Source organism: Streptomyces sp. NPDC052109 (genome assembly GCF_040680195.1).
GTDB lineage: Bacteria > Actinomycetota > Actinomycetes > Streptomycetales > Streptomycetaceae > Streptomyces.
On sequence record NZ_JBFAWF010000003.1, the window covers coordinates 223,433 to 242,243 of the forward strand.

15 protein-coding genes are annotated in these 18,811 nt (G+C 74.4%); 7 read left to right on the forward strand and 8 right to left on the reverse strand.

The genetic code is table 11. From position 1 onward, the window contains the following. The first annotated feature begins 144 nt into the window (after positions 1-144). A complete protein-coding gene (locus AB0L59_RS09735; protein WP_365581614.1) occupies positions 145-618 on the forward strand; it encodes a flavin reductase family protein in 474 nt (157 codons plus the stop codon). A gap of 240 nt (positions 619-858) precedes the next feature. Here AB0L59_RS09735 and AB0L59_RS09740 read toward each other — a convergent pair whose 3' ends face one another. The 5 genes from AB0L59_RS09740 to AB0L59_RS09760 all read right to left on the reverse strand — a co-directional run bounded on the left by AB0L59_RS09740 (position 859) and on the right by AB0L59_RS09760 (position 7,696). Beyond that, complete coding sequence (locus AB0L59_RS09740; RefSeq protein WP_365581270.1) at positions 859-3,261, reverse strand: SpoIIE family protein phosphatase; 2,403 nt, start codon at positions 3,259-3,261, stop codon at positions 859-861. 172 nt (positions 3,262-3,433) lie between these two features. Further along, a complete protein-coding gene (locus AB0L59_RS09745) occupies positions 3,434-3,814 on the reverse strand; it encodes a hypothetical protein (protein WP_365581271.1) in 381 nt (126 codons plus the stop codon). Positions 3,815-4,256: 442 nt separating this feature from the next. Next, positions 4,257-5,174: a MurR/RpiR family transcriptional regulator gene (locus tag AB0L59_RS09750; protein WP_362125635.1), complete on the reverse strand. Its 918-nt coding sequence runs from the start codon at positions 5,172-5,174 to the stop codon at positions 4,257-4,259. A gap of 78 nt (positions 5,175-5,252) precedes the next feature. Next, on the reverse strand, positions 5,253-7,274 hold the full coding sequence (locus AB0L59_RS09755; RefSeq protein ID WP_365581273.1) for a phospholipid carrier-dependent glycosyltransferase: 2,022 nt from the start codon (positions 7,272-7,274) through the stop codon (positions 5,253-5,255). A gap of 92 nt (positions 7,275-7,366) precedes the next feature. Then, a complete protein-coding gene (locus AB0L59_RS09760) occupies positions 7,367-7,696 on the reverse strand; it encodes a hypothetical protein (protein WP_365581274.1) in 330 nt (109 codons plus the stop codon). A gap of 478 nt (positions 7,697-8,174) precedes the next feature. Here AB0L59_RS09760 and AB0L59_RS09765 point away from each other — a divergent pair, with 478 nt between their 5' ends. Then, a complete protein-coding gene (locus AB0L59_RS09765; protein WP_365581275.1) occupies positions 8,175-10,004 on the forward strand; it encodes a hypothetical protein in 1,830 nt (609 codons plus the stop codon). Between the two features lie 6 nt (positions 10,005-10,010). Here AB0L59_RS09765 and AB0L59_RS09770 read toward each other — a convergent pair whose 3' ends face one another. Continuing rightward, the gene (locus AB0L59_RS09770) at positions 10,011-10,673 is read right to left on the reverse strand and encodes a nucleoside/nucleotide kinase family protein (protein ID WP_365581277.1); all 663 of its coding nucleotides are present in this window, start codon (positions 10,671-10,673) and stop codon (positions 10,011-10,013) included. Between the two features lie 84 nt (positions 10,674-10,757). On the opposite strand from AB0L59_RS09770, the gene AB0L59_RS09775 reads away from it, so the two are divergent. Continuing rightward, the gene (locus tag AB0L59_RS09775) at positions 10,758-11,498 is read left to right on the forward strand and encodes a beta-phosphoglucomutase family hydrolase (RefSeq protein WP_365581279.1); all 741 of its coding nucleotides are present in this window, start codon (positions 10,758-10,760) and stop codon (positions 11,496-11,498) included. Then, positions 11,495-13,849: a glycosyl hydrolase family 65 protein gene (locus tag AB0L59_RS09780; RefSeq protein ID WP_365581280.1), complete on the forward strand. Its 2,355-nt coding sequence runs from the start codon at positions 11,495-11,497 to the stop codon at positions 13,847-13,849. The genes AB0L59_RS09775 and AB0L59_RS09780 overlap by 4 nt, the downstream gene beginning before the upstream one ends. A 117-nt stretch (positions 13,850-13,966) precedes the next feature. Here AB0L59_RS09780 and AB0L59_RS09785 read toward each other — a convergent pair whose 3' ends face one another. Next, the gene (locus tag AB0L59_RS09785; protein WP_365581282.1) at positions 13,967-14,860 is read right to left on the reverse strand and encodes a M48 family metalloprotease; all 894 of its coding nucleotides are present in this window, start codon (positions 14,858-14,860) and stop codon (positions 13,967-13,969) included. After that, complete coding sequence (locus tag AB0L59_RS09790; protein ID WP_365581284.1) at positions 14,857-15,240, reverse strand: BlaI/MecI/CopY family transcriptional regulator; 384 nt, start codon at positions 15,238-15,240, stop codon at positions 14,857-14,859. The genes AB0L59_RS09785 and AB0L59_RS09790 overlap by 4 nt, the downstream gene beginning before the upstream one ends. Positions 15,241-15,407: 167 nt before the next feature. On the opposite strand from AB0L59_RS09790, the gene AB0L59_RS09795 reads away from it, so the two are divergent. The 3 genes from AB0L59_RS09795 to prcB all read left to right on the forward strand — a co-directional run bounded on the left by AB0L59_RS09795 (position 15,408) and on the right by prcB (position 18,765). Further along, positions 15,408-16,892 (forward strand): hypothetical protein, encoded by a 1,485-nt coding sequence (locus AB0L59_RS09795; protein WP_365581616.1) that lies wholly within the window; start codon positions 15,408-15,410, stop codon positions 16,890-16,892. Continuing rightward, positions 16,889-17,836, forward strand: a complete 948-nt coding sequence (locus tag AB0L59_RS09800; RefSeq protein WP_365581285.1) for a lysylphosphatidylglycerol synthase domain-containing protein — start codon at positions 16,889-16,891, stop codon at positions 17,834-17,836. Before AB0L59_RS09795 ends, AB0L59_RS09800 begins: the two co-directional genes overlap by 4 nt. A gap of 74 nt (positions 17,837-17,910) precedes the next feature. Then, on the forward strand, positions 17,911-18,765 hold the full coding sequence (gene prcB / locus AB0L59_RS09805) for a proteasome subunit beta (RefSeq protein ID WP_365581286.1): 855 nt from the start codon (positions 17,911-17,913) through the stop codon (positions 18,763-18,765). The last annotated feature ends 46 nt before the right edge of the window (positions 18,766-18,811 follow it).

Below are 18,811 nucleotides of genomic sequence, written 5' to 3' on the forward strand. Positions count from 1 at the left end.
CCACGCGGGGAACAGCGGGAAACGGGCCCTGACCGGGCCCGGACCTCTGAGCCGAGGCAGATCCGCAGCGGCGGACGGGAGCGTGGTGCCATGACGGAAGGGGACGGTGCGGTGAACGAGGCGGGCGCCGGCCCGGAGGGTGGCATGGACGGCTTCTTCGACCGGCTGAACCCCGACATGTGCGTGGTGACGGCCGTGGCCGACGGCGAGCGGGCGGGGTGTCTGGTCGGCTTCTCCTCGCAGTGCTCCGTGCGGCCGCCCCGGTACGCCGTGTGGCTGTCCAAGGTCAACCGCACCTACCGCGTCGCCCGCGCCGCCCAGCACCTCGCCGTCCACCTGCTCACCCGCGACCAGCGGGACGTCGCGGAACTCTTCGGCGGACGGACCGGCGACGAGATCGACAAGTTCGCGCGCCTGGACTGGACGGAGGAGTACGGCGGCACGGTGGTCCTGCGGGACGCGGCGGCCTGGTTCGTCGGCACCATCCTCCATCGCACCGACGGCGGCGACCACGTCGGCTTCGTCCTCGAACCGGTGCGCTGGGCCGAGGGGCAGGGCGGACCACTGCTACGGCTGTCCGACGCGGCCGGCATCGAGGCCGGCCACCCCCTGGAGTGAACGGATTCCGACGCCGGGTCCCGTCCTCGCCAAGGTCATTGCGCGAGCGGTGACCCGGCCCCATCATGGTCAGCCCGCGGCCGACCACCGCGAGCTCCCCCGTACCACGACCGAAAGCCAGCCCGATGACCGGCTCCCGCATCCCCGGCCTGCTCGTGCCCGCCGTCCTCCTGCTGGCCCTGATCGCCGGCGTGTGCTGGTACTGGCGCCACCGGAACGACGACTGATCGCGGGGAGGCGTTACGCGTCCAGGTCCGCCGCCCCCTCCAGCGGCATCCTGATGTCCAGCACGCACACGTCGTCCCGCCGCTCGTCCGCGAGCATCGTGGCGAGCAGTGCCTCCAGCGAGCCGGCCTCGCCGCGCCCGTGCGTGTGTACGGCTTCGGCGAGCCGGTTCAGGCCCGCGTCGAGGCTCTCGCCGGGGCGCTCGACCAGGCCGTCGGTGTACAGCAGAAGCCGGTCGCCGGGTTCCAGGTGGAGCTCCGCCGACTCGTAGACGGGGGCCGCGCTCGCCCCCAGCAGCATGCCGTCGGGCCGGTCGAGCCAGTGCACCTCGTCGTCGCGGACGAGCAGCGGGGGCAGATGCCCGGCCTGGGCCCAGGTCAGGACGTGCTGGTCGGGTTGGTAGCGGGCGAGCACCATGGTGGCGGTGGTCTGGCTGTCACGGGAGTGCAGCAGCAGGTAGTTGAGCCGGGCCAGTGCCCCGGTCAGCGAGGAGCCGGTGCTGACCATGCCCTTCGCGGTGAACCTGAGCTGGGCCATCGTGGCCACCGCGTCGACGCCGTGGCCCGCCACGTCACCGACCACGAACAGCGCGTCGTCGTCGGGCAGTTCGATGGCGCTGAACCAGTCGCCACCCACATGGATGCCGGACTGGGCGGGCAGGTAGGCGACCTCGACGCGCAGCCCGGCCAGCCGCACCGGCTTGCTCGGCAGCGGCAGCAGGGCGTGCTGGAGCCGGGCGGCCAGGGCCCGTTCTGCCTGCAGGATCCCGCGCTGGAGCAGCATCGCCCGCTCGCTCTCCACCAGCGCCAGTTCCGCACTGCGCTGCGGGGTGAGGTCCTGGACGAAGCCGTGCACCTCCATCGTGGTGCCGTCCTGCGCCGTGACGGCCTCCGCGACCAGCCGCAGATGCCGGACACCGCCCGCCGCCGGAATGCGGAACGGCATGTCGCACGGCCGGGCGTGGCGGACCAGGTTGCGGATCGCGCGGCTGAGCGACCCCGCGTCCTCCGGCACCGCCAGGTCCGGCAGCCGGTCCAGATCGAGCGGCCGCTCCGCGCTCTCCCGGCCGAGCACGGCGTACGTCTGCTCGGACCAGGAGATCTCCTGGGTGTGCAGGTTCCAGTTGGCCCAGCCGAGGTTGCCGAGCCGCTGCACGTCGGCCAGCCGCTGCTCCTGGCGTTCCGCGGGATCGTGCCGCAGCCAGGTGACCAGCAGGCCCTCGCCCAGCGGGGCGGCCCGCACCGAGTAGGTCGCGCTCACGGGCACCTCGCCGGCCGGCTCCTGGTAGACGAACGGCTCGCTCTGGAACGGCATCCCCGTCTCCATGGCCTGGAGATACCCCAGCCACAGCGGCTCGCCCGCGACTGCCGGATAGCTCTCCAGGACCCGGCGGCCGACCATCTCCCGGCCGGTGCGGCCGAACACGTCGACCGCCTCCGAGGTGGCGGCGTCGATGCGGTAGTCCGCCACCTCGCCGGAGGCGGCGCGCAGCGGAGTCAGCAGGATCGCCGCACCCGGCAGCGCGTCGAACACCGACTGCACGGTCCGGGTGACACCCTCGCCGGCGCGTTCCTGGGAGGAGTCGAGGGCCCGCAGCCGTCCCGCGCACAGCCGGGACACGGCCCGCAGCAGCTCCCGCTCGCGCGGCTCGAACGCCCCGCTCCGCCTGCGCAGCACGCCGAGGGTGACACCCGCGGCACCTCCGGGCGGCACGGGCAGCCAGGCCCGGCTGGGCCAGCGCTCGGGTGGATTGCCGATCAGCAGATACCGTTCGCGGTCCGCGGCGGGGTCCTCCAGCCACCGCGGCTCGCCGGACCGCAGGACCTCGAGCGCGACCACTCCGGTCACGGGGGGCACATGACGCCACTGCGCGGCGAGGGTCTGGTCGACACCGGCGTGCCCGATCAGTTCGAGTCCGCCCTCGGGCAGCCGCTGGAACAGCATCACGGCGTCGGCGTCCGTCTCGGGTGCGATGTGGTCCAGCAGACACCGGGCCAGCTCGTGCGGTGTGCCGACCCGGACCAGGTCCCGGCCGATGGCCCCGAGCGCCTTCGCGAGGTCCGCCGTGCTGGGGGGCACGACCGGCGGGGCCACGGCGGCCGGCGGTGCGGGCGGGGCGGGCGAGGTGCCGGGCGGCTGATCCTGCGGCGGCGGCGGCAGGGCGCCCAGGGTGAGCCAGCACTGTTCGAGGAGCGTGCGGTTGCCGTCCTCGGCGCGCTGCAGCAGCTCCCCGTGCGCGGCTTCGGGCGTACAGCCCGTGACGGCCATCAGCACGCCTTTGGCCCGCTCCATGACCGCCGAGGTCGCGGCCAGGTCCCGCAGTCGTTCCAGCTCCGCGCGCTGCCGAGCCACGACCCTGGCCAGCGCCGTCGGATCGGCGCCGGCGGGGTACACCGGCTGCGCAGGCTCACTCGTCACGGGTCGAGCATGTCACAAAGGGGCCCGTACGATCACTCGTCTGCCGGATAAGCCTTCATACGAACTGCGCAGAGGCTTCGTACGACCGCCCGGCGTCACCCACGAGCCCCCCACACGAAAGGAGGGCGCACGCAACCGTGCCGTTGACGGCGCAGCGGGGGCGGCCGGGTGATCAGCGGCCCGCGCCGCGTCCGGCCAGAGCCTCGCTGACCGCGCGGACACTGCGGGCGATGTGCTGCAGCTGCAGGAGCTCGGCGGCGTACAGCTTGATCGTGTGCTCGATGACCGACTCGGGCAGGCCGAGCATCGGCAGCTCGGCGCGCGCGGTCTGCAGCGCCGTCCGGGCCACCCGTATCTCCTGCTGGACCTGCAGCTGGGCGTGCCGGGCGAGGAGGACGGGATGGCGGATGAGGGCCGGATAGCTGGCGTAGCGCGCCGGGATCAGCTCGCGCAGCCACTTGGCCGCCGAGCGCTCCCAGTCGTGACTGCCCGGCGTCTTGACCTGGCAGGGCCAGTCCGGGCTGATGCGGGTGCTGGTCAGGGGCATGATCATCGCTCCGGTGGGCGGCGTCGTGAGGGTGGTCGACGGGGTGCGGGGCGGCCCCGGCCTAGGGGATGGCCGGGGCCGCCACGGGCGCGTCGCGCAGACGACGCGCCCCGGTACACCCCGGGCGCCGACGTGGGTAGGGGACGGCGGCTGGGGGTGTCCGTGCGGGGCCCCGGGCGTCGGAGACCGGCGTTGCGCGGAGACTTGCGTACGCATGGGCGGTCCGTCGGCTTTCTGGGGCGGTGTGCGAACGGTGAGTCCGCGGGTGCGGAACGTGCCCGGAGTGGGGCGGGCGCGATCCGTGAGCAGTATTTATATATGCCGTCCGCTTTGCAAGACGTATGAAAACATTCATGCGTGATTTGTCGTGGATGGTCCCCGTCCATGGCAGGGGAGACCGCAGGATCTTCACCGTGCAGCGGCCGCGGGGCGCACCCCAGGGCCGGATTCAGTCCTTCATGAAGAACTGGTGCTGGTCGGAGAGCTGCTCGTACTTCTCCAGCCGGGCCTGGGTGCGCTCCGGATCGGCGTCGGTCATGGCCTGCAGCAGCGCGGCGGCCATCACGCCCGGCGCGGCGTAGGAGTCGAACACCAGCCGGGATCCGGTGCCGGTGGCGAACGTGACGTCGGCCTCGTCGGCCACCGGCCCGAGCGCCAGGTCGGTCACCAGGGCGACCTTCAGACCGGCGCCCCGCGCCACCCGGACGGCCTGGAGCGTCTCCTGGGAGTGCCGGGGCATGGCGAAGGCGAGCACCCAGGTGCCGCCGGCCTCCCGGCACTGCAGCAGCGCGTCGTAGGCCACGCTGCCGCCCCGGGTGACCAGTCGCACGTCCGGGTGGATCCGGCGGGCGGCGTAGCCGAAGTACTCGGCCAGCGACTCCGAGATGCGCAGACCCAGCACGGTCAGCGGAGTGGAACGGGACAGCTCGCGGCCGATCCGGATGATCTCGTCGGGGTTGGCGAAGTCGCGCCGCAGGTTCTCCAGGTTCTCGATCTCGGCGTCGACGGCCGCCTGGAGTTCGTTGGCCCGGTTCTCCTCGCCCGGACCCCCGGCCAGGGTGCTCAGGGCGATCGACTGGAGTCTCTCGCGCAGCGCGGGATAGCCGCTGAAGCCGACGGCGGCGGCGAAGCGGGTGACCGAGGGCTGGCTGACCCCGACCCGGTCGGCGAGCTCGGTGATGGACAGGAACGCGGCCTCGGTGATGTGCTCGATGAGGTACTGGGCGATGCGCCGCTGTCCCGGTGACAGACGGGGGCCGTCGAAGAGTTCCCTCAGCCGGGAGGTCGGGGCGGCCTCCGCCGCGGGCACGGTCTTGCCGGACGTGATCGCCGATGCCTGTGCGCGTGCCTGCTGCGGCGAGGGCACCGGTCCGCCTCCTTTGTCTGCCACAAGCACTCAACATAGCTCACCCCCCGTCAGGAACACGGGGTTGAGCAGGAGGTTTCAGCGCCGGTAGAGGCTGATGGAATGGCCCACGTCACCGGCCGGCCGGCTGCTGCCGATCAGCTCGGCGAGCCGTCCGCGCGCCTTCGCGACCGCGGAGTCCGACACCACCAGCAGCCCGTGCACCCGCTCCGCCGGCACCGTGCGCGGATCGGTGGCGCGGATGCCGTAGGACGACGGCACACCGCTGCCCTTGTACACCAGCCACACGCGCTCGCCCGGATACCGCTGCCGGAGCCGGTCGGCGAGCCGGCCCAGGTCCTGTCCCCAGTCCACGTTGGAGTCGTGCAGCAGCCGGTGGGTCTGCGCGGGCCCGCCGAAGGCCTCGTTGGAGTACGGCAGGTAGTAGGGGAACGTCCGCAGCGAGCTCACGGCCGTGCACAGCACCAGGGCGGCCGTCGCGGCGGCCGTCCACGGCCTGCCGGGCCGGGGCACGCAGGCCGCCGCCACCGCGAGGAACATCGGCACGAACAGCGCGTACCTGGTGCCGAAGTCCCGCGAGCCCGTCATGGCCGCCGCGAGCAGCACCGCGGGCGGCAGCAGCACATACGGCGCCGCGGGCCGCGTCCGCCGCACCGCGGCCACCGCCACGGCACCGGCCGCGCCCAGCGCCAGCAGCCCGAGCGGCGTCTTCACCAGCAGGGCGGCCGGCAGGTAGTACCAGAGGGAGCCGGTGTACAGGTGCCCGAACAGATACCCCTGCCACGGCTGGTCCTCCAGCCCGAACTGCACCCGCATGCCAGCCCGGTAGGCCTCGGGCACCGGCAGCAGGTCCACCAGCCGGCCGCGCAGCCCGTGCAGCGCCGGAACCGGTTCGGCCGGGGAGAACCGCAGCCGGGGATCGACCGCGAGATACGTGGCCCAGACGACGGCGATCGCCACCAGCGCCACGACGACCGCACCGGCGACCGCCGAGAGCACCCGCCGCCACCGGACCGTGCTCAGGTGCGGCCCGTCGGCCGCCGGCACGTCCGGGAACGAGCCCGTGCCGGTGTCCGGCGGGGCGGAGGGCGGCATCCGACGGCCCCGGTCCACGAGGCTGCCGGGCCCGTCGGACGGAGGCGGTTCCCCGGCCGCGGCCATGCCGGTGTCCGGCCCGGCGCCCCGGGGTGTCGTGCGGTCCGGGCCCGTGCTGCTCGGCCGCCCAGGGGGCCGGGCCAGGTCCCGGTCCGGACGCACGCCGGTGTGCGGCACGCCGCTCGGGGGCGCATGGCCGGGCCCGCTCGTGTTCTGGTCCGGTCCGTCCGCCGGCGGTACCCGGTGTCGCCGGCCCACGGTGAGGACGGACACCGCGGCCAGCGCCATCAGCACCGGAACCGCAGGCAGCGCGCTCATCTTGGTCGCCACCGCCGTCCCGAGAGCCGCCCCGGCGAGCGGCAGATACACCCTGGGCCGCCGCCGCGCCCGCCACACCAGCCAGGCCGACGTCAGCACGAACCCGGCTGCCGGCACGTCCAGCGTGGCCAGCGAACCGTGGGCGATCAGATCGGGCGAGAAGGCGTACAGCGCGAGCGCGACCAGACCGCCCGCCGTGCCCGTCAGTTCACGGGCGAACGCGAAGGCGACCACGCCGAACAGCAAGGTCAGCGCGACCACCGGCAGTCGCGCCCACAGCATCACACGCCAGGGGTCGTTGCCCGACTCGTACAGCAGATGCCGGCCCACGTCGCCTTGGGTGCCGGTGTACGACGGGTCGTAGTGCGGGCCGGCCACCGCCACACCGGCCGCGATCAGCAGCTTGCCGAGCGGCGGGTGTTCGGGGTTGTAGCGGATCCGGTGCTCGTGCAGATAGTCGGTGGCCGTCGCGACGTACACCGGCTCGTCGATGGTCGGGGTCTGCTGGACGGCCGTGGTGACCATCGCCGTGGCCATCTGGGCGAGCAGTAGCACGGCCAGCAGCGGCACCAGCCACCGCCGGTGGCGGCGGCGCAGCCAGGCGTACGGGCGGCCCGGGACCGGCCGTTGCGTCGCCCCGGCGGCGGCCTCACGCGTGAGGACCAGGTGCTGTTCGCGCGTCATCATCCGCCCCGCGGTGGCACCGGCCGAGGGGCGGCGGGAACGGTCGTGGGCCGGATCATGGCCCTACTGTCGCACCGCTCCCGCCGCCTCGCGGGTCACCGCTTCACGAGTCGTACCGACAGACCTTCCGCCGTGTACACGGATACGGCCCCCAGCCGGTCGGGGTTCACCTCGATCCGGCTGAACCGGCCGCGCAGCCAGGCCGCGCCGACGACCGGCAGGGTGCTGCCCCCGGCCGGCGGCCGCTCGGTGTGGAGCCGCAGCCACAGCACCGCCGAGCCGCCCGGCACCGCCGGGCGAGCGGCCGGGAGCGGCGCCGTGCGGCCGGCGCGCGGGGTGGCCCCGAGCATGCCCGCGTCCAGCGCGAACGCGCCGCGCACCCCGCGGCCTCCCGGCGTCCGCAGCGTGCCGCCCACAACCCGCACGTCGCCGTCTCCGGGGGCGTCCTCGGAGCCGGCGAGCAGCCTGCCCTCGGCCAGGACCGTCCCGCCCGGGAACCGGTCGCGGCCGGACAGGGGGCGCCGCGTCCGGCGTGACGAGCTCCACGTGGTCCGAAGGCGAACGCGGGCATGCGGCGCACGGAATGGCCCCGGGTCTCACAGGAACGAACGCGCCCGGCGCCACCGCCCCGTCGACCGGCAGCGCGCGCGGCGGCCGGGACGGAGGCGGCCGGAGCGCCCCGGTCCGGGCTGCGGTGCGCACCTCGCGGAGTCTCGGCGGGCGAGGGACGCGTACCGTCTCCCTCGGCCGCACCCCCTTCCCGGGCAGGACGGGCGGGTCCCGCTCCGGCGCGATGTTCGCCGTGCCGACACGCGCCCTCGTCCCGGCGCTCATCTGTCTCCTCGTTTCGGGGGAGAGACTGGCCGAAGGCCTGGCGACCACCGGAACGAAGGGCTGGCCAGCATGCATCTGCCCTACCAGCGCGGCCCGTTGCACCATCTGCCGGACACCCCCGAGGCGTACGACACCGTCCTCGCCGACGTCACGGAGCAGGCCCTCGCCCGCATCACCCCCGAGGGCAACCTCGAACACCCCGACGCGCACGACGACATCGGCGACACCTCCCTCGGCATGACCTCCCTGCTCGCCCTCGCCTGGCAGCGCGGCAAGGACCCCCGGCTCCCGGAGGCGGTCCGCCGCAGCCTCGCCTTCCACCTGCGCGAGCGCGTCCACACCGAGGACAACCCCGGCTACCCGAACCTCAGGGCCGTCGACTCCGGTCTGCCGCACGCCCGTTACGTGCTCCGGGCGGGCGCCCACCCCATCGGCGACTGGCCCAGCACGGTCTGGGCGCTGCTCCAGGCGCTCAACGTCCTGGACGCGGCCGACGGCCTCCTGGACGACGAACAGCGCGCGGAACTCGGGGAGCTGGCACACGGCTACTGGCGGTGGCTCACCGAGGCCACCTTCTTCAACCCGCAGCAGGCCGGGAACCAGGCCATCGGCTGTGTGGTCGGCGGTCTCATGCTGGCCCGCCGTCTCCCCGCTGAACGGGGTGGAGCGGTCCGGGCCCGAGCGCTGAGCCTGTACGCCGAGGAGATCCGTGCCCACCGCGTGCGTGACCGGGGCGCCCTGCTGGCGCCCGAGCACGGCGGTGCCTACGACAACAACTACGGCCCGATCTCCCTGTCGTTCCTGGCCCAGGCCCACCGGGTCAGCGGCGAGGAGACCTTCGCCGAGGACGGCGACACCCTCGCCCGATACATCGACGCGCGCCTGACGTCCGGCGGCTACGACCAGGGCGGCCCCCGCTACAGCGAACAGCACTCCGGCTTCGAGTCCGTCCTCGGGCTGCGGTACTTCAGCGCCCGCATCGGTTCCGACCTCGGCCGCTACCGGGGCGACACCCGCTGGGCCCGGTACGCGGCCCGGCGGGACGGCCGGATCGACGGGCACTTCGCCTTCATGCTGGTCTGGCAGATCCAGGACACCACCCGTTGGCACCGCACCCCGTCGGCCGTCCCCGTCCGCCACCACCTGCGCCTCGGCTCGGTCTCGGTGGCCTTCGACAGCCGGATGACCCCCTCCCTCGTCGAGGCGGCCGGCACCTACTACCTGCCCGCTGCCGTGCGCCGTCAGCACGGCTTCGGCCCGGTCACGGACGGCTTCCTGCTGTGCCGCCCCATGGGCGAGGTCCGGGTGGCGGACGCGCGCGCGAACGGGCTCGCGGCGAAGCTGGTGACCAAGCCGGTCGTCGGCCCCGACCACGTCCTGCGTCATGTGCGCTCGCTGTATGTCACCGACGGCACGAGCCTGTGGGTGACGGTCGCCGTGGAGCGGCTCGACGGGGCGCCGTACCTGCTGTCCGGGCTGCCGTACGCCGCCGACGACGGCGACCGGGTGCGCCGCACCGCCGAGGGCGACGTCGCCTCGGCGGGCGGCCTGCGCCTCACGCACCCCACGGACGCCGGGCCCGACCACTTCGACGCGCGCGGCGAACTCACCCAGGAGCAGGCCGCGTTCGCGCTCGCCGCCGACCCGCGCGGCTACGGCGACCCCGACGCGGGCTGGCGCCACCTGGTCTCCTCCACCGCCCTGGAGGCCGATCCGGCGCCCGGCGCACCCGAGGGGCTGCACGTGTTCGCCGTGCGGTACGGGCCGACAGGGGCGTTCACGCCGGTGTTCGAGGAGGGCGCGGACGGGCTCACCGTGGGCACGGAGGCGTTCACGGCGGTCATCGGCGCGGTGGCGGGCGACAGCCACGGGGAACCGTCCCTCCTCCTCCACCGCTGAACGTCGTCAGCGTTCCGGGAGCACCGGCGCCGGCAGCGCGCCGGCCGGCACCACCAGGTCCGCCCGCTCCCGTGTGGCCGCCACCAGGTCGGCGTTGCGCTGGTCCGTGCCCAGCACCCAGGCCACGGCCGCCGCGTGGTCCTTGCCGAACTCCTCGTGCCGGGCGACCAGCCGACGGATCCGCTCGTCCTCGTCGATCTCGCAGAACCACACTTCGTCCAGGCACGACCGCACCCGCGCCCACGACCCCTCCGTCAGCAGCAGGTAGTTGCCCTCGGTCAGCACCAGCCGGGTGGGCGGCGGCACCGGGATCGCGCCCGCGATCGGCTGCTCCAGCACCCGCTCGAACCCGGGCGCGTACACCACCTCGTCGGTCTCCTCGCGCAACCGCCGCAGCAGTGCCGCGTACCCCGCCGCGTCGAAGGTGTCCGGCGCACCCTTGCGGTTCCGGCGGCCGAGGCGGTCCAGCTCGACGTCGGCGAGGTGGAAGCCGTCCATGGGCACGTGCGCGGCCCAGGGCGGCCCGTCGGCGTTCAGGGCGCGCACCAGGTGCTCGGCGAGCGTGGTCTTGCCCGCCCCGGGAACGCCCGTGATCCCGAGCACGGCACGCCGGCCGTCCCGGACGAGGTCACGGGCCCGAGCGAGGAGGTCGTCGAAGGTCAGCGGCACACACAGAGTGTGTCACCAGGAGTTCGTGGAATGTGTGGCGCGTACCACTCACTGGACGGCGCCCCATGGGGAACAGTGCTGGGTATGACTCAGCTCGGTCTTCCGGACGGAATCCAGGCCTGTCTCTTCGACCTCGACGGGGTCGTCACCAAGACGGCCGTCGTGCACGCGGCCGCCTGGAAGGAGACGTTCGACGCGTTCCTGCGGGACTACGCGGGGGAACAGGGCCGGCCGTTCGACGCGGTCGCCGACTACGACGAGTACGTCGACGGCCGCCCCCGCGCCGACGGGGTCCGCGCCTTCCTCGACTCGCGCGGCATCCACCTGCCCGAGGGCACTCCCGAGGACCCCCCGCAGGCCCCCACCGTGCACGGCCTCGGCAACCGCAAGAACGTCCTGCTGCTGGAGAAGATCCGCAGCGGCGGCGTGGAGGCCTACGAGGGCACCCTGCGCTATCTGGAGGCGGTCAGGGCCGCGGGGCTCCGCACGGCGATCGTGTCGTCCAGCGCCAACTGCAGGGACGTGCTGCGCTCCGTCGGCGCCGAGCACCTCTTCGACGTACGGATCGACGGGGTCGTCGCCGCCGAACGGCACCTGCCGGGCAAACCGCACCCGGACACCTTCCTCGCCGCCGCCCACGACCTGGGCGTCGAGCCGGCGCACGCCGCCGTGTACGAGGACGCGCTGGCCGGCATGGACGCGGGCCGCTCGGGCGGCTTCGGCTATGTCGTCGGTGTGGACCGGGTGGGCCAGACCGACGCGCTGTACGCGCATGGCGCGACCATTGTGGTGAAGGATCTCGCCGAGCTGGGAGGCACGCAGTGATCACCGACCGGTCGTACAGCGTGGAGCCGTGGACGGTGCGGGAGACCGCCCTGGACCTCGACGTGCTCGCGCAGAGCGAGTCGGTGTTCGCGCTGTCCAACGGGCACGTCGGCTGGCGCGGCAACCTCGACGAGGGCGAACCGCACGGGCTGCCCGGCAGCTACCTCAACGGCGTGCACGAGGTGCATCCGCTGCCGTACGCGGAGGCGGGCTACGGCTACCCGGAATCGGGCCAGACGGTCATCAACGTCACCAACGGCAAGATCCTGCGGCTGCTGGTGGACGACGAGCCGTTCGACCTGCGCTACGGCCGGCTCGTCACCCACGAGCGGGTCCTGGACCTGCGCCGCGGGGTGCTGGAGCGGACCTGCGAGTGGATCTCCCCGGCGGGCACCACGGTCCGGGTCCGCTCGACCCGGCTGGTGTCGCTGACCCAGCGCGCGGTGGCCGCCGTCGCGTACGAGGTGGAGGCCGTCGGCAACCGCAGCCGGGTGGTGATCCAGTCCGAGCTGGTCGCCAACGAGTCCCTGCCCGAGTCGAACGGCGACCCCCGCGCGGCCATGGCGCTGCAGTCCCCGCTGGAGCAGGAGGACCACTTCGCCTCCGGCAGCCGGCTGCGGCTGGTGCACCGCACCCGGCGCAGCGGCCTGAGGGTGGCGGTGGCCGCCGACCACGTGGTCAGCGGCCCGGAGCGCACCAGCACGCGCAGCGAGAGCGGCAGCGACGTGGCCCGGCTGACGGTCACCTCGGTGCTGGAGCCGGGGCAGACCCTGCGCGTGGAGAAGCTGGTCGCCCACGGCTGGTCCGGCACCCGCTCGCTGCCCGCGATGGCCGACCAGGTCGACGCCGCGCTCGCCGCCGCCGCCCACGACGGCTGGGAGGGCCTGCTGGCGGACCAGCGGGCCTGCCTGGACGACTTCTGGGCCCGCGCCGACGTCGAGGTGGAGGGCGACGGGGAGGTCCAGCAGGCGGTCCGCTTCGCCCTGTTCCACGTCCTGCAGGCCGGCGCCCGCGCCGAGCAGCGCGCCATCCCGGCCAAGGGCCTGACCGGCTCCGGCTACGACGGGCACGCCTTCTGGGACACCGAGATGTTCGTGCTGCCCGTGCTCACCCACACCGCGCCCGCGGCCGTCGCCGAGGCCCTGCGCTGGCGGCACAACACCCTGGACGAGGCCCGCGAGCGCGCGGCCCAGCTCGGGCTCGGCGGGGCCGCGTTCCCCTGGCGGACCATCGCCGGGCCGGAGGGCTCCGCGTACTGGCCGGCCGGCACCGCCGCGTTCCATGTCAACGCCGGCATAGCCGACGCCGTGCTCCGGTACGTCGAGGCCACCGGCGACACCGCCTTCGAGCGCGAGGTCGGCGTGGAGCTGCTGGTGGAGACCGCCCGGCTGTGGCGCTCGCTGGGCCACCACGACGCGCACGGCGTCTTCCACATCGACGGTGTCACCGGCCCCGACGAGTACAGCGCGGTGGCCGACGACAACCTGTACACCAACCTCATGGCCCGGCAGAACCTGTTCGCCGCCGCGGACGCCACCGAACGCCATCCGCGCGAGGCGGCCCGGCTCGGCGTGGACGAGGAGGAGGCGGCGGTCTGGCGGGACGCCGCCGAGGCCATGTACATCCCCTACAACGACGAACTGCGCGTCCACGAACAACACGCCGGGTTCACCCGCTACCAGCGCTGGGACTTCGCCGGCACCCGCGCCGACCAGTACCCCCTTTTGCTGCACTTCCCCTACTTCGACCTCTACCGCAAACAGGTCGTCAAACAGGCCGACCTGGTGCTGGCCATGTACACCTGCGGCGACTTCTTCGACACGCGGTACGACGACGAGCAGATCGCCCGGAACTTCGCCTACTACGAGCCGCTGACCGTCCGGGACTCCTCCCTGTCGGCCTGCTGCCAGGCCGTCATCGCCGCCCAGGCGGGCCACCTGGACCTCGCCTACGCCTACACCACCGAGGCGGCGCTGATGGACCTCCAGGACCTGGAGCACAACACCCGCGACGGGCTGCACATCGCCTCGCTGGCCGGTACCTGGATGTCGCTGGTGGCGGGCTTCGGCGGGATGCGCCGGGACGACGAGCGCCTGCGGTTCGCGCCGCGCCTGCCCGAGCGGCTGAGCCGCCTCGCCTTCAACGTCGAGTTCCGCGGCCGGCGGCTGCGCGTGGACATCGGTGCGGACAAGGCCACGTACGTGCTCCTGGACGGCCCGCCGCTGACCCTGCGCCACCACGGCGAGCAGCTCACCGTGAGCACGGACGAGCCGGCGGTGCGGGCGGTGCCACCGGCCGGCCCCCGGCCGACGCCGGAGCAGCCGCCGCACCGGGCACCGAACGGCGGCTGACGGGCGCATCCGCGAGTGCCGGGTGTGCCGCCGGGCGTCCGCGGCGCCGTCGTGGCCGGTCGCGCCCACGCGGCGGAGCCGCATGTCGAGAGGGCCCCGCGCCCCCTGGGGACGCTGTCAGTTCAGGACGCCCGACAGTTGCCGCAGCAGGTCGCCCGTCGCGTCGGCGGCGAGCAGTGCGGAGAGGGTGCCCAGCAGGAGGACGGCCGCAGCGGCGGGCCACAGTCGCGGGGGCGGGCTCGTCTGCAGGGCCGCGATCCGCCGGGTGACGGACCGGTCGGTGAAGTGCAGGGCGCAGGCGGCGCGGGCCCGGCCGGTGGTGAGCGCGGCCCGCGCCAGCGCCCGGGCGGTGGTCCGCCGGTCGCCGACCGAGGCCGCCGCCTGCTCGTCGGCCCACCGCTCCACCAGGAAGCCGACGGCCGTACGCACCGGGCCGAGCAGCGGGTCGGCCGCCGCGGCGAGCGTCGCCGCCGTGACCAGCGGCCCGTGCCGGTGGGCGAGATGGGCGCGCTCGTGCGCGAGGAGCACCCGCCGCTCGGCGGGCCCCAGGGCGCCCAGCATCGCCGAGGTGACCAGGATCCGGCCCGGTCGCCCCGGGATGGCGAACGCCTGCGGCACGTCGGAGGCGGCGACGATCAGCTCGGTGTCCGCCGGTTGCCCCGCGCACAGCCGGCGCAGGGCCCGCCGGGTGGACCGCTCGGCGCGCACCGCCCGGTAGACCCGCAGGGCGATCGCCGCCAGCGCCAGGCAGGCGGCGAGCCCGATCACCTCCGGCACCGGATCCGCCACCGGATGCCCGTCCTCCCGGGCCTCGCGGACCACCGGCGGCGCGTCCCCGAGCAGTGCCGTGGCCAGCAGGACCAGTGACCAGGCCGTGGCCGTGGCGGTCAGCACGGCCGCCGAGGTGAGCACGCGCGCGGCGAGCGCCGGCGCGACCCGGCGGGCGATCACCGGGCCCACCGCCGACAGCAGCAGCGACAGGATCAGCGGGCTGTACACGTCGAACCTCATGCGCCGTCTCCGGCCAGGAGCTCGCGCAGTGCCCGCTCCTCCTCGGGGCTGAGGCCGGTCACGAACTGCTGGAGCGCGGCGATCGGGTCCGGGCCCCGGTCCAGGGCCTCGTGCATCGCCTCGGCGGTCAGCTCGGCCGCGTTCTTCGCCGGACGGTAGGCGCCGCGCCGCCCGTCGGCGTCCCGCAGCACCAGCCCCTTGTCGTACAGGCGTTTGAGGATCGTGTGCACCGTGTTGTAGGCCAGTGCGCCGTCGATCTCGGCCTGGATCTCCGCCGGGGTCAGCGGCCGTTCGGTGGCCCAGAGCGTGGCCAGCACCTCGCTCTCCAGCTCACCGGCGCTGCGCCGCTCCACCCTGCCGCGGGACCTTGTGCCAGCCATGCCCCAACCTTACAGCGCGTAGTGCCTTCGGCCGGATGGCCCCGTCCGCCCGTTCCGGAGCGTGAATTCGGGGTAGTTTGGCGGTGTTTCCCCCGACTCCCGTCGTCGACCCTACAGACTGTAGGGTGGCAAGGGTCCCGGCACATTCCGGGGGCAGAGGGGTGATGATGGCCGGCAGCGCGTACGCCACACTCGCCGGAATCCGGCGCTCGCGCTCCCGGCGCACGCCCGGCGGCACCCGCCCGCTCCCTGCCCTCTTCCCGCTCGTGGCCGTCGCGGCCGCCTTCACCCTCGCCCAACTCCTCCTCGTCGGCCCCGGCATGGGCCTCGGCTGGGACGAGACGGTGTACGTCAGCCAGGTCAGCGCGCACGCTCCCGCCGCGTTCTTCAGCGCACCCCGCGCCCGCGGTGTCTCCCTGCTCGTCGCGCCCGTCGCCTCCTGGTCGTCCTCCACGGCACTGCTGCGCATCCACCTCGCGATCCTGTCCGGCCTCGCCCTGTTCCTGGCCCTGCGCACCTGGCGCGGCCTGTTCCCGGTCCGTGTCCTCGCCGTCGCCGGCGCCCTCTTCGCCTCCCTGTGGGTGACCCTGTTCTACGGCCCGCAGGCCATGCCCAACTACTGGGTCGCCGTGGGCGCCCTGTCCACCGTCGCCTGCTTCCTGCGCGCCCGCGCCGGGCAAGGGCGCTCCGTGTGGTGGGGCCTGGCGGGGAGCGCCGCGCTCATGGCGCTGATGCGGCCCACGGACGCCGTCTGGACCGTACTGCCGCTCCTCGCCCTCGGCCTCGCCCGCCGCCGCCGGCCGGCCGTCGGGGTGCTGCTCGCGGGGCTCGCGGCCGGCGCCGCCGAGTGGGTGATCGAGGCGTACGCCGGGTTCGGCGGCCCGGTGCGCCGCCTGGCCGAAGGCTCCGCGATCCAGGGCGGCCTCGGCTGGCACATCGCCGTGCTCGACCAACTCCGCAGTCTCGGCGGCCGCGCCCTGTGCCGGCCCTGCACCGGCGCGCCCCCCGACCCGGTGGTCACCGTCTGGTGGTTCGTGCTGCCCGTGCTCGCCGTGCTCGGGCTCGCCGTCGCCGTCCGCGCCCGGCGTACGACGGTCACACTGCTGCCGCTCGCCTGCGCGGCGACCGCCGCGTTCCCCTACCTGTTCCTGATCGGCTACGCGGCCCCGCGGTTCCTGCTGCCGGCCTACGCGCTGCTCGCCCTCCCGGTCGCCGAGGCGCTGGTGTACCTGGTGACCGCGCCGCGCCGGTCCTGGCGCCCCGTCGTCGTGCCACTCGTCTGCCTCGGGCTCGCCGGCCACCTCGCCGTGCAACTCGCCGTCCTGGTGCACACGGTGGACGGCGCCACCGCGCAGCGCCGCGGATGGTCCCGCACGGCCGCCGTTTTGCACCGCGTCGGGGTCCGCCCGCCCTGTCTGCTCACCGGAGGCGACGCCATCCCGATCGCGTTCTACGCCGGCTGCGCCTCGGCCGCGACCACCGGGCACAACGCCGGCACCACCGAGTCCGACATCACCCGCACCGCCCGGCGGATCCCGGTCGCCGTGCTGGTGTCCGCCGGTTCCCGGCCACCCGGATACGCCCGCGACTGGCCGGCCGAGCCCATCGACGGCGGGCGGCTCCACTACACCGTTCCGGGGAGCGGTCGATGACCTCACCGGCGGAACTCGCCCCCTCCCTCGGCCGGCGCCACGTCTACTGGCACGCCGGAGTCCTGCTCGCCGTCCTGCTCGGCGGGCTCTTCCTGGCCCACCGGCACTGGCTCGCGCTCGAGAGGGGTGCCGGGCGGCTGGCCGGTGCCGATCAGGGCTGGCTGCTGGTCGGCGCCACGGCGGCGCTCGGCACCTGGGCGGCCTCGGCGCTCGCCCAGCAGGGCGCGGTCGTACGACGGCTGCCCGGATCCCGGCTGGTGGCCGCCCAGTTCGCCGCCTCCGCCGCCAACCACCTGCTGCCCGCCGGGCTCGGCGCGGGCGCGGTGAACCTCAGGTTCCTGATGCGCTGCGGGCTGCCCGCCGGCCGCTCGGCCAGTGCCCTCGCCGTCAAGGCCACCGCCGGGGCCACGGTCCGCATGGCGCTGATCGCGCTGCTCGCCCCGGCCTGCCCGGGTCTGCTGCGGCTGCCGCGCCTCACCCCGACGGCCGTCGCCGTCGCCCTGGGCGGCCTCGTCCTGCTCGCGGCCCTGCCGGCGACGCCCTGGTGGGCGCGCTGCCGCCGGGCCCTGTCGGCCGTCCTCGCCGACCTGCGCGCCCTGCACCTCTGCCCCGCCCGGGCGGTGGCCCTGTGGGGCGGCTCCCTCGCCTTCGCCGCGCTGCACTCCCTCGTCCTCATCGCCGTCACCCAGGCGATCGAACTGCCGCTGCCCCCGCTCCAGGTGGCCCTGCTGTACCTCGCCGCCAGCAGCGCGGCCGCCCTGCTGCCCACCCCGGGCGGCCTCGGGTCGCTGGACGCGGCACTCGCCCTCGCCCTCACCGTCGCCGGCGCCCCCGGCGCGGCCGCCGCCTCCGCCGTGCTCGGCTACCGGCTGCTGACCGTGTGGCTGCCCCTGCTGCCGGGCCTGCTGGTGCTCGGGGTGCTGGTGCGGCGCAAAGCCCTGTGAGGGGCCGGGAGTTTCCCGGGCGCCCGCCGCTGGTAGGAGTCGGGTGGCGCATGCCGCACCGGAGGGGGAGAGCCATGTCGGGGAACGACACAGCGGGACTGCCGAGCGAGGCGTTCTTCACGCCGGGGACGTCGTCCTTCGCCGAGTTCCTTGCGGCGCACCGCCCCGGGCTGCTGCCCACCACGCCCGTGCTGCCCGGCGGCGTACGAACCGCGCCGGACCGCTTCCCGCACGGCACCACCGTGCTCGCCCTCGTCCACCGCGACGGCGTCCTGATCGCCGGCGACCGCCGGGCCACCATGGGCAACCTGATCGCCCAGCGCGACCTGGAAAAGGTGCACCCCGCCGACGACTTCACGGCCGTCGCCTTCGCCGGCACCGTCGGCCTCGCCGTCGACATGGTGCGGCTCTTCCAGGTCGAGCTGACGCACTTCGAGAAGGTCGAGGGCACACCGATGACCCTGGCCGGCAAGGCGACCCGGCTCGCGACCATGATCCGGCAGAACCTCGCCCAGGCCATGCAGGGCCTCGCCGTCGTCCCGCTGCTCGCCGGGTACGACACCACCGCGCCCGGGGGCGGACGCGGCCGCATCTTCGGCTTCGACGCGGCCGGGGGTCTGTACGAGAAGCACGACTTCTACGCCGAGGGCTCCGGTTCCCCCTACGCCCGGGGCGCCCTGAAGAAGCTGTACCGGCCCGGCCTCACCCGGCGCGAGGCCGCCCTCGCCGCGCTCCAGGCGCTGTACGACGCGGCGGACGACGACTCGGCCACCGGCGGCCCCGACCTGAACCGCCGTATCTTTCCCGTCCTCTGCGTCATCACCGAGGACGGCTTCGAGCGGCTGCCTGAGACGGAGACCGAGGAACTCAGCCGCGAGATGGTCGAGCGGCGCACCGCCCGTCCGGACGGCCCGCACGCCGCGCCCTGACCCCGCGCCGGGTGCTCGGGACGCGTCACCGTCCACTTCTGGGTGG

What these genes read in the sequence shown, in the direction of transcription:
- AB0L59_RS09765 (WP_365581275.1), top strand. Translation starts at nt 8,175, where the DNA reads ATGCATCTGCCCTACCAGCGCGGCCCGTTGCACCATCTGCCGGACACC.
- AB0L59_RS09755 (WP_365581273.1), bottom strand. Translation starts at nt 7,274, where the DNA reads ATGATGACGCGCGAACAGCACCTGGTCCTCACGCGTGAGGCCGCCGCC.
- AB0L59_RS09775 (WP_365581279.1), top strand. Translation starts at nt 10,758, where the DNA reads ATGACTCAGCTCGGTCTTCCGGACGGAATCCAGGCCTGTCTCTTCGAC.
- AB0L59_RS09745 (WP_365581271.1), bottom strand. Translation starts at nt 3,814, where the DNA reads ATGATCATGCCCCTGACCAGCACCCGCATCAGCCCGGACTGGCCCTGC.
- AB0L59_RS09735 (WP_365581614.1), top strand. Translation starts at nt 145, where the DNA reads ATGGACGGCTTCTTCGACCGGCTGAACCCCGACATGTGCGTGGTGACG.
- AB0L59_RS09795 (WP_365581616.1), top strand. Translation starts at nt 15,408, where the DNA reads ATGGCCGGCAGCGCGTACGCCACACTCGCCGGAATCCGGCGCTCGCGC.
- AB0L59_RS09790 (WP_365581284.1), bottom strand. Translation starts at nt 15,240, where the DNA reads ATGGCTGGCACAAGGTCCCGCGGCAGGGTGGAGCGGCGCAGCGCCGGT.
- AB0L59_RS09800 (WP_365581285.1), top strand. Translation starts at nt 16,889, where the DNA reads ATGACCTCACCGGCGGAACTCGCCCCCTCCCTCGGCCGGCGCCACGTC.
- prcB (WP_365581286.1), top strand. Translation starts at nt 17,911, where the DNA reads ATGTCGGGGAACGACACAGCGGGACTGCCGAGCGAGGCGTTCTTCACG.
- AB0L59_RS09785 (WP_365581282.1), bottom strand. Translation starts at nt 14,860, where the DNA reads ATGAGGTTCGACGTGTACAGCCCGCTGATCCTGTCGCTGCTGCTGTCG.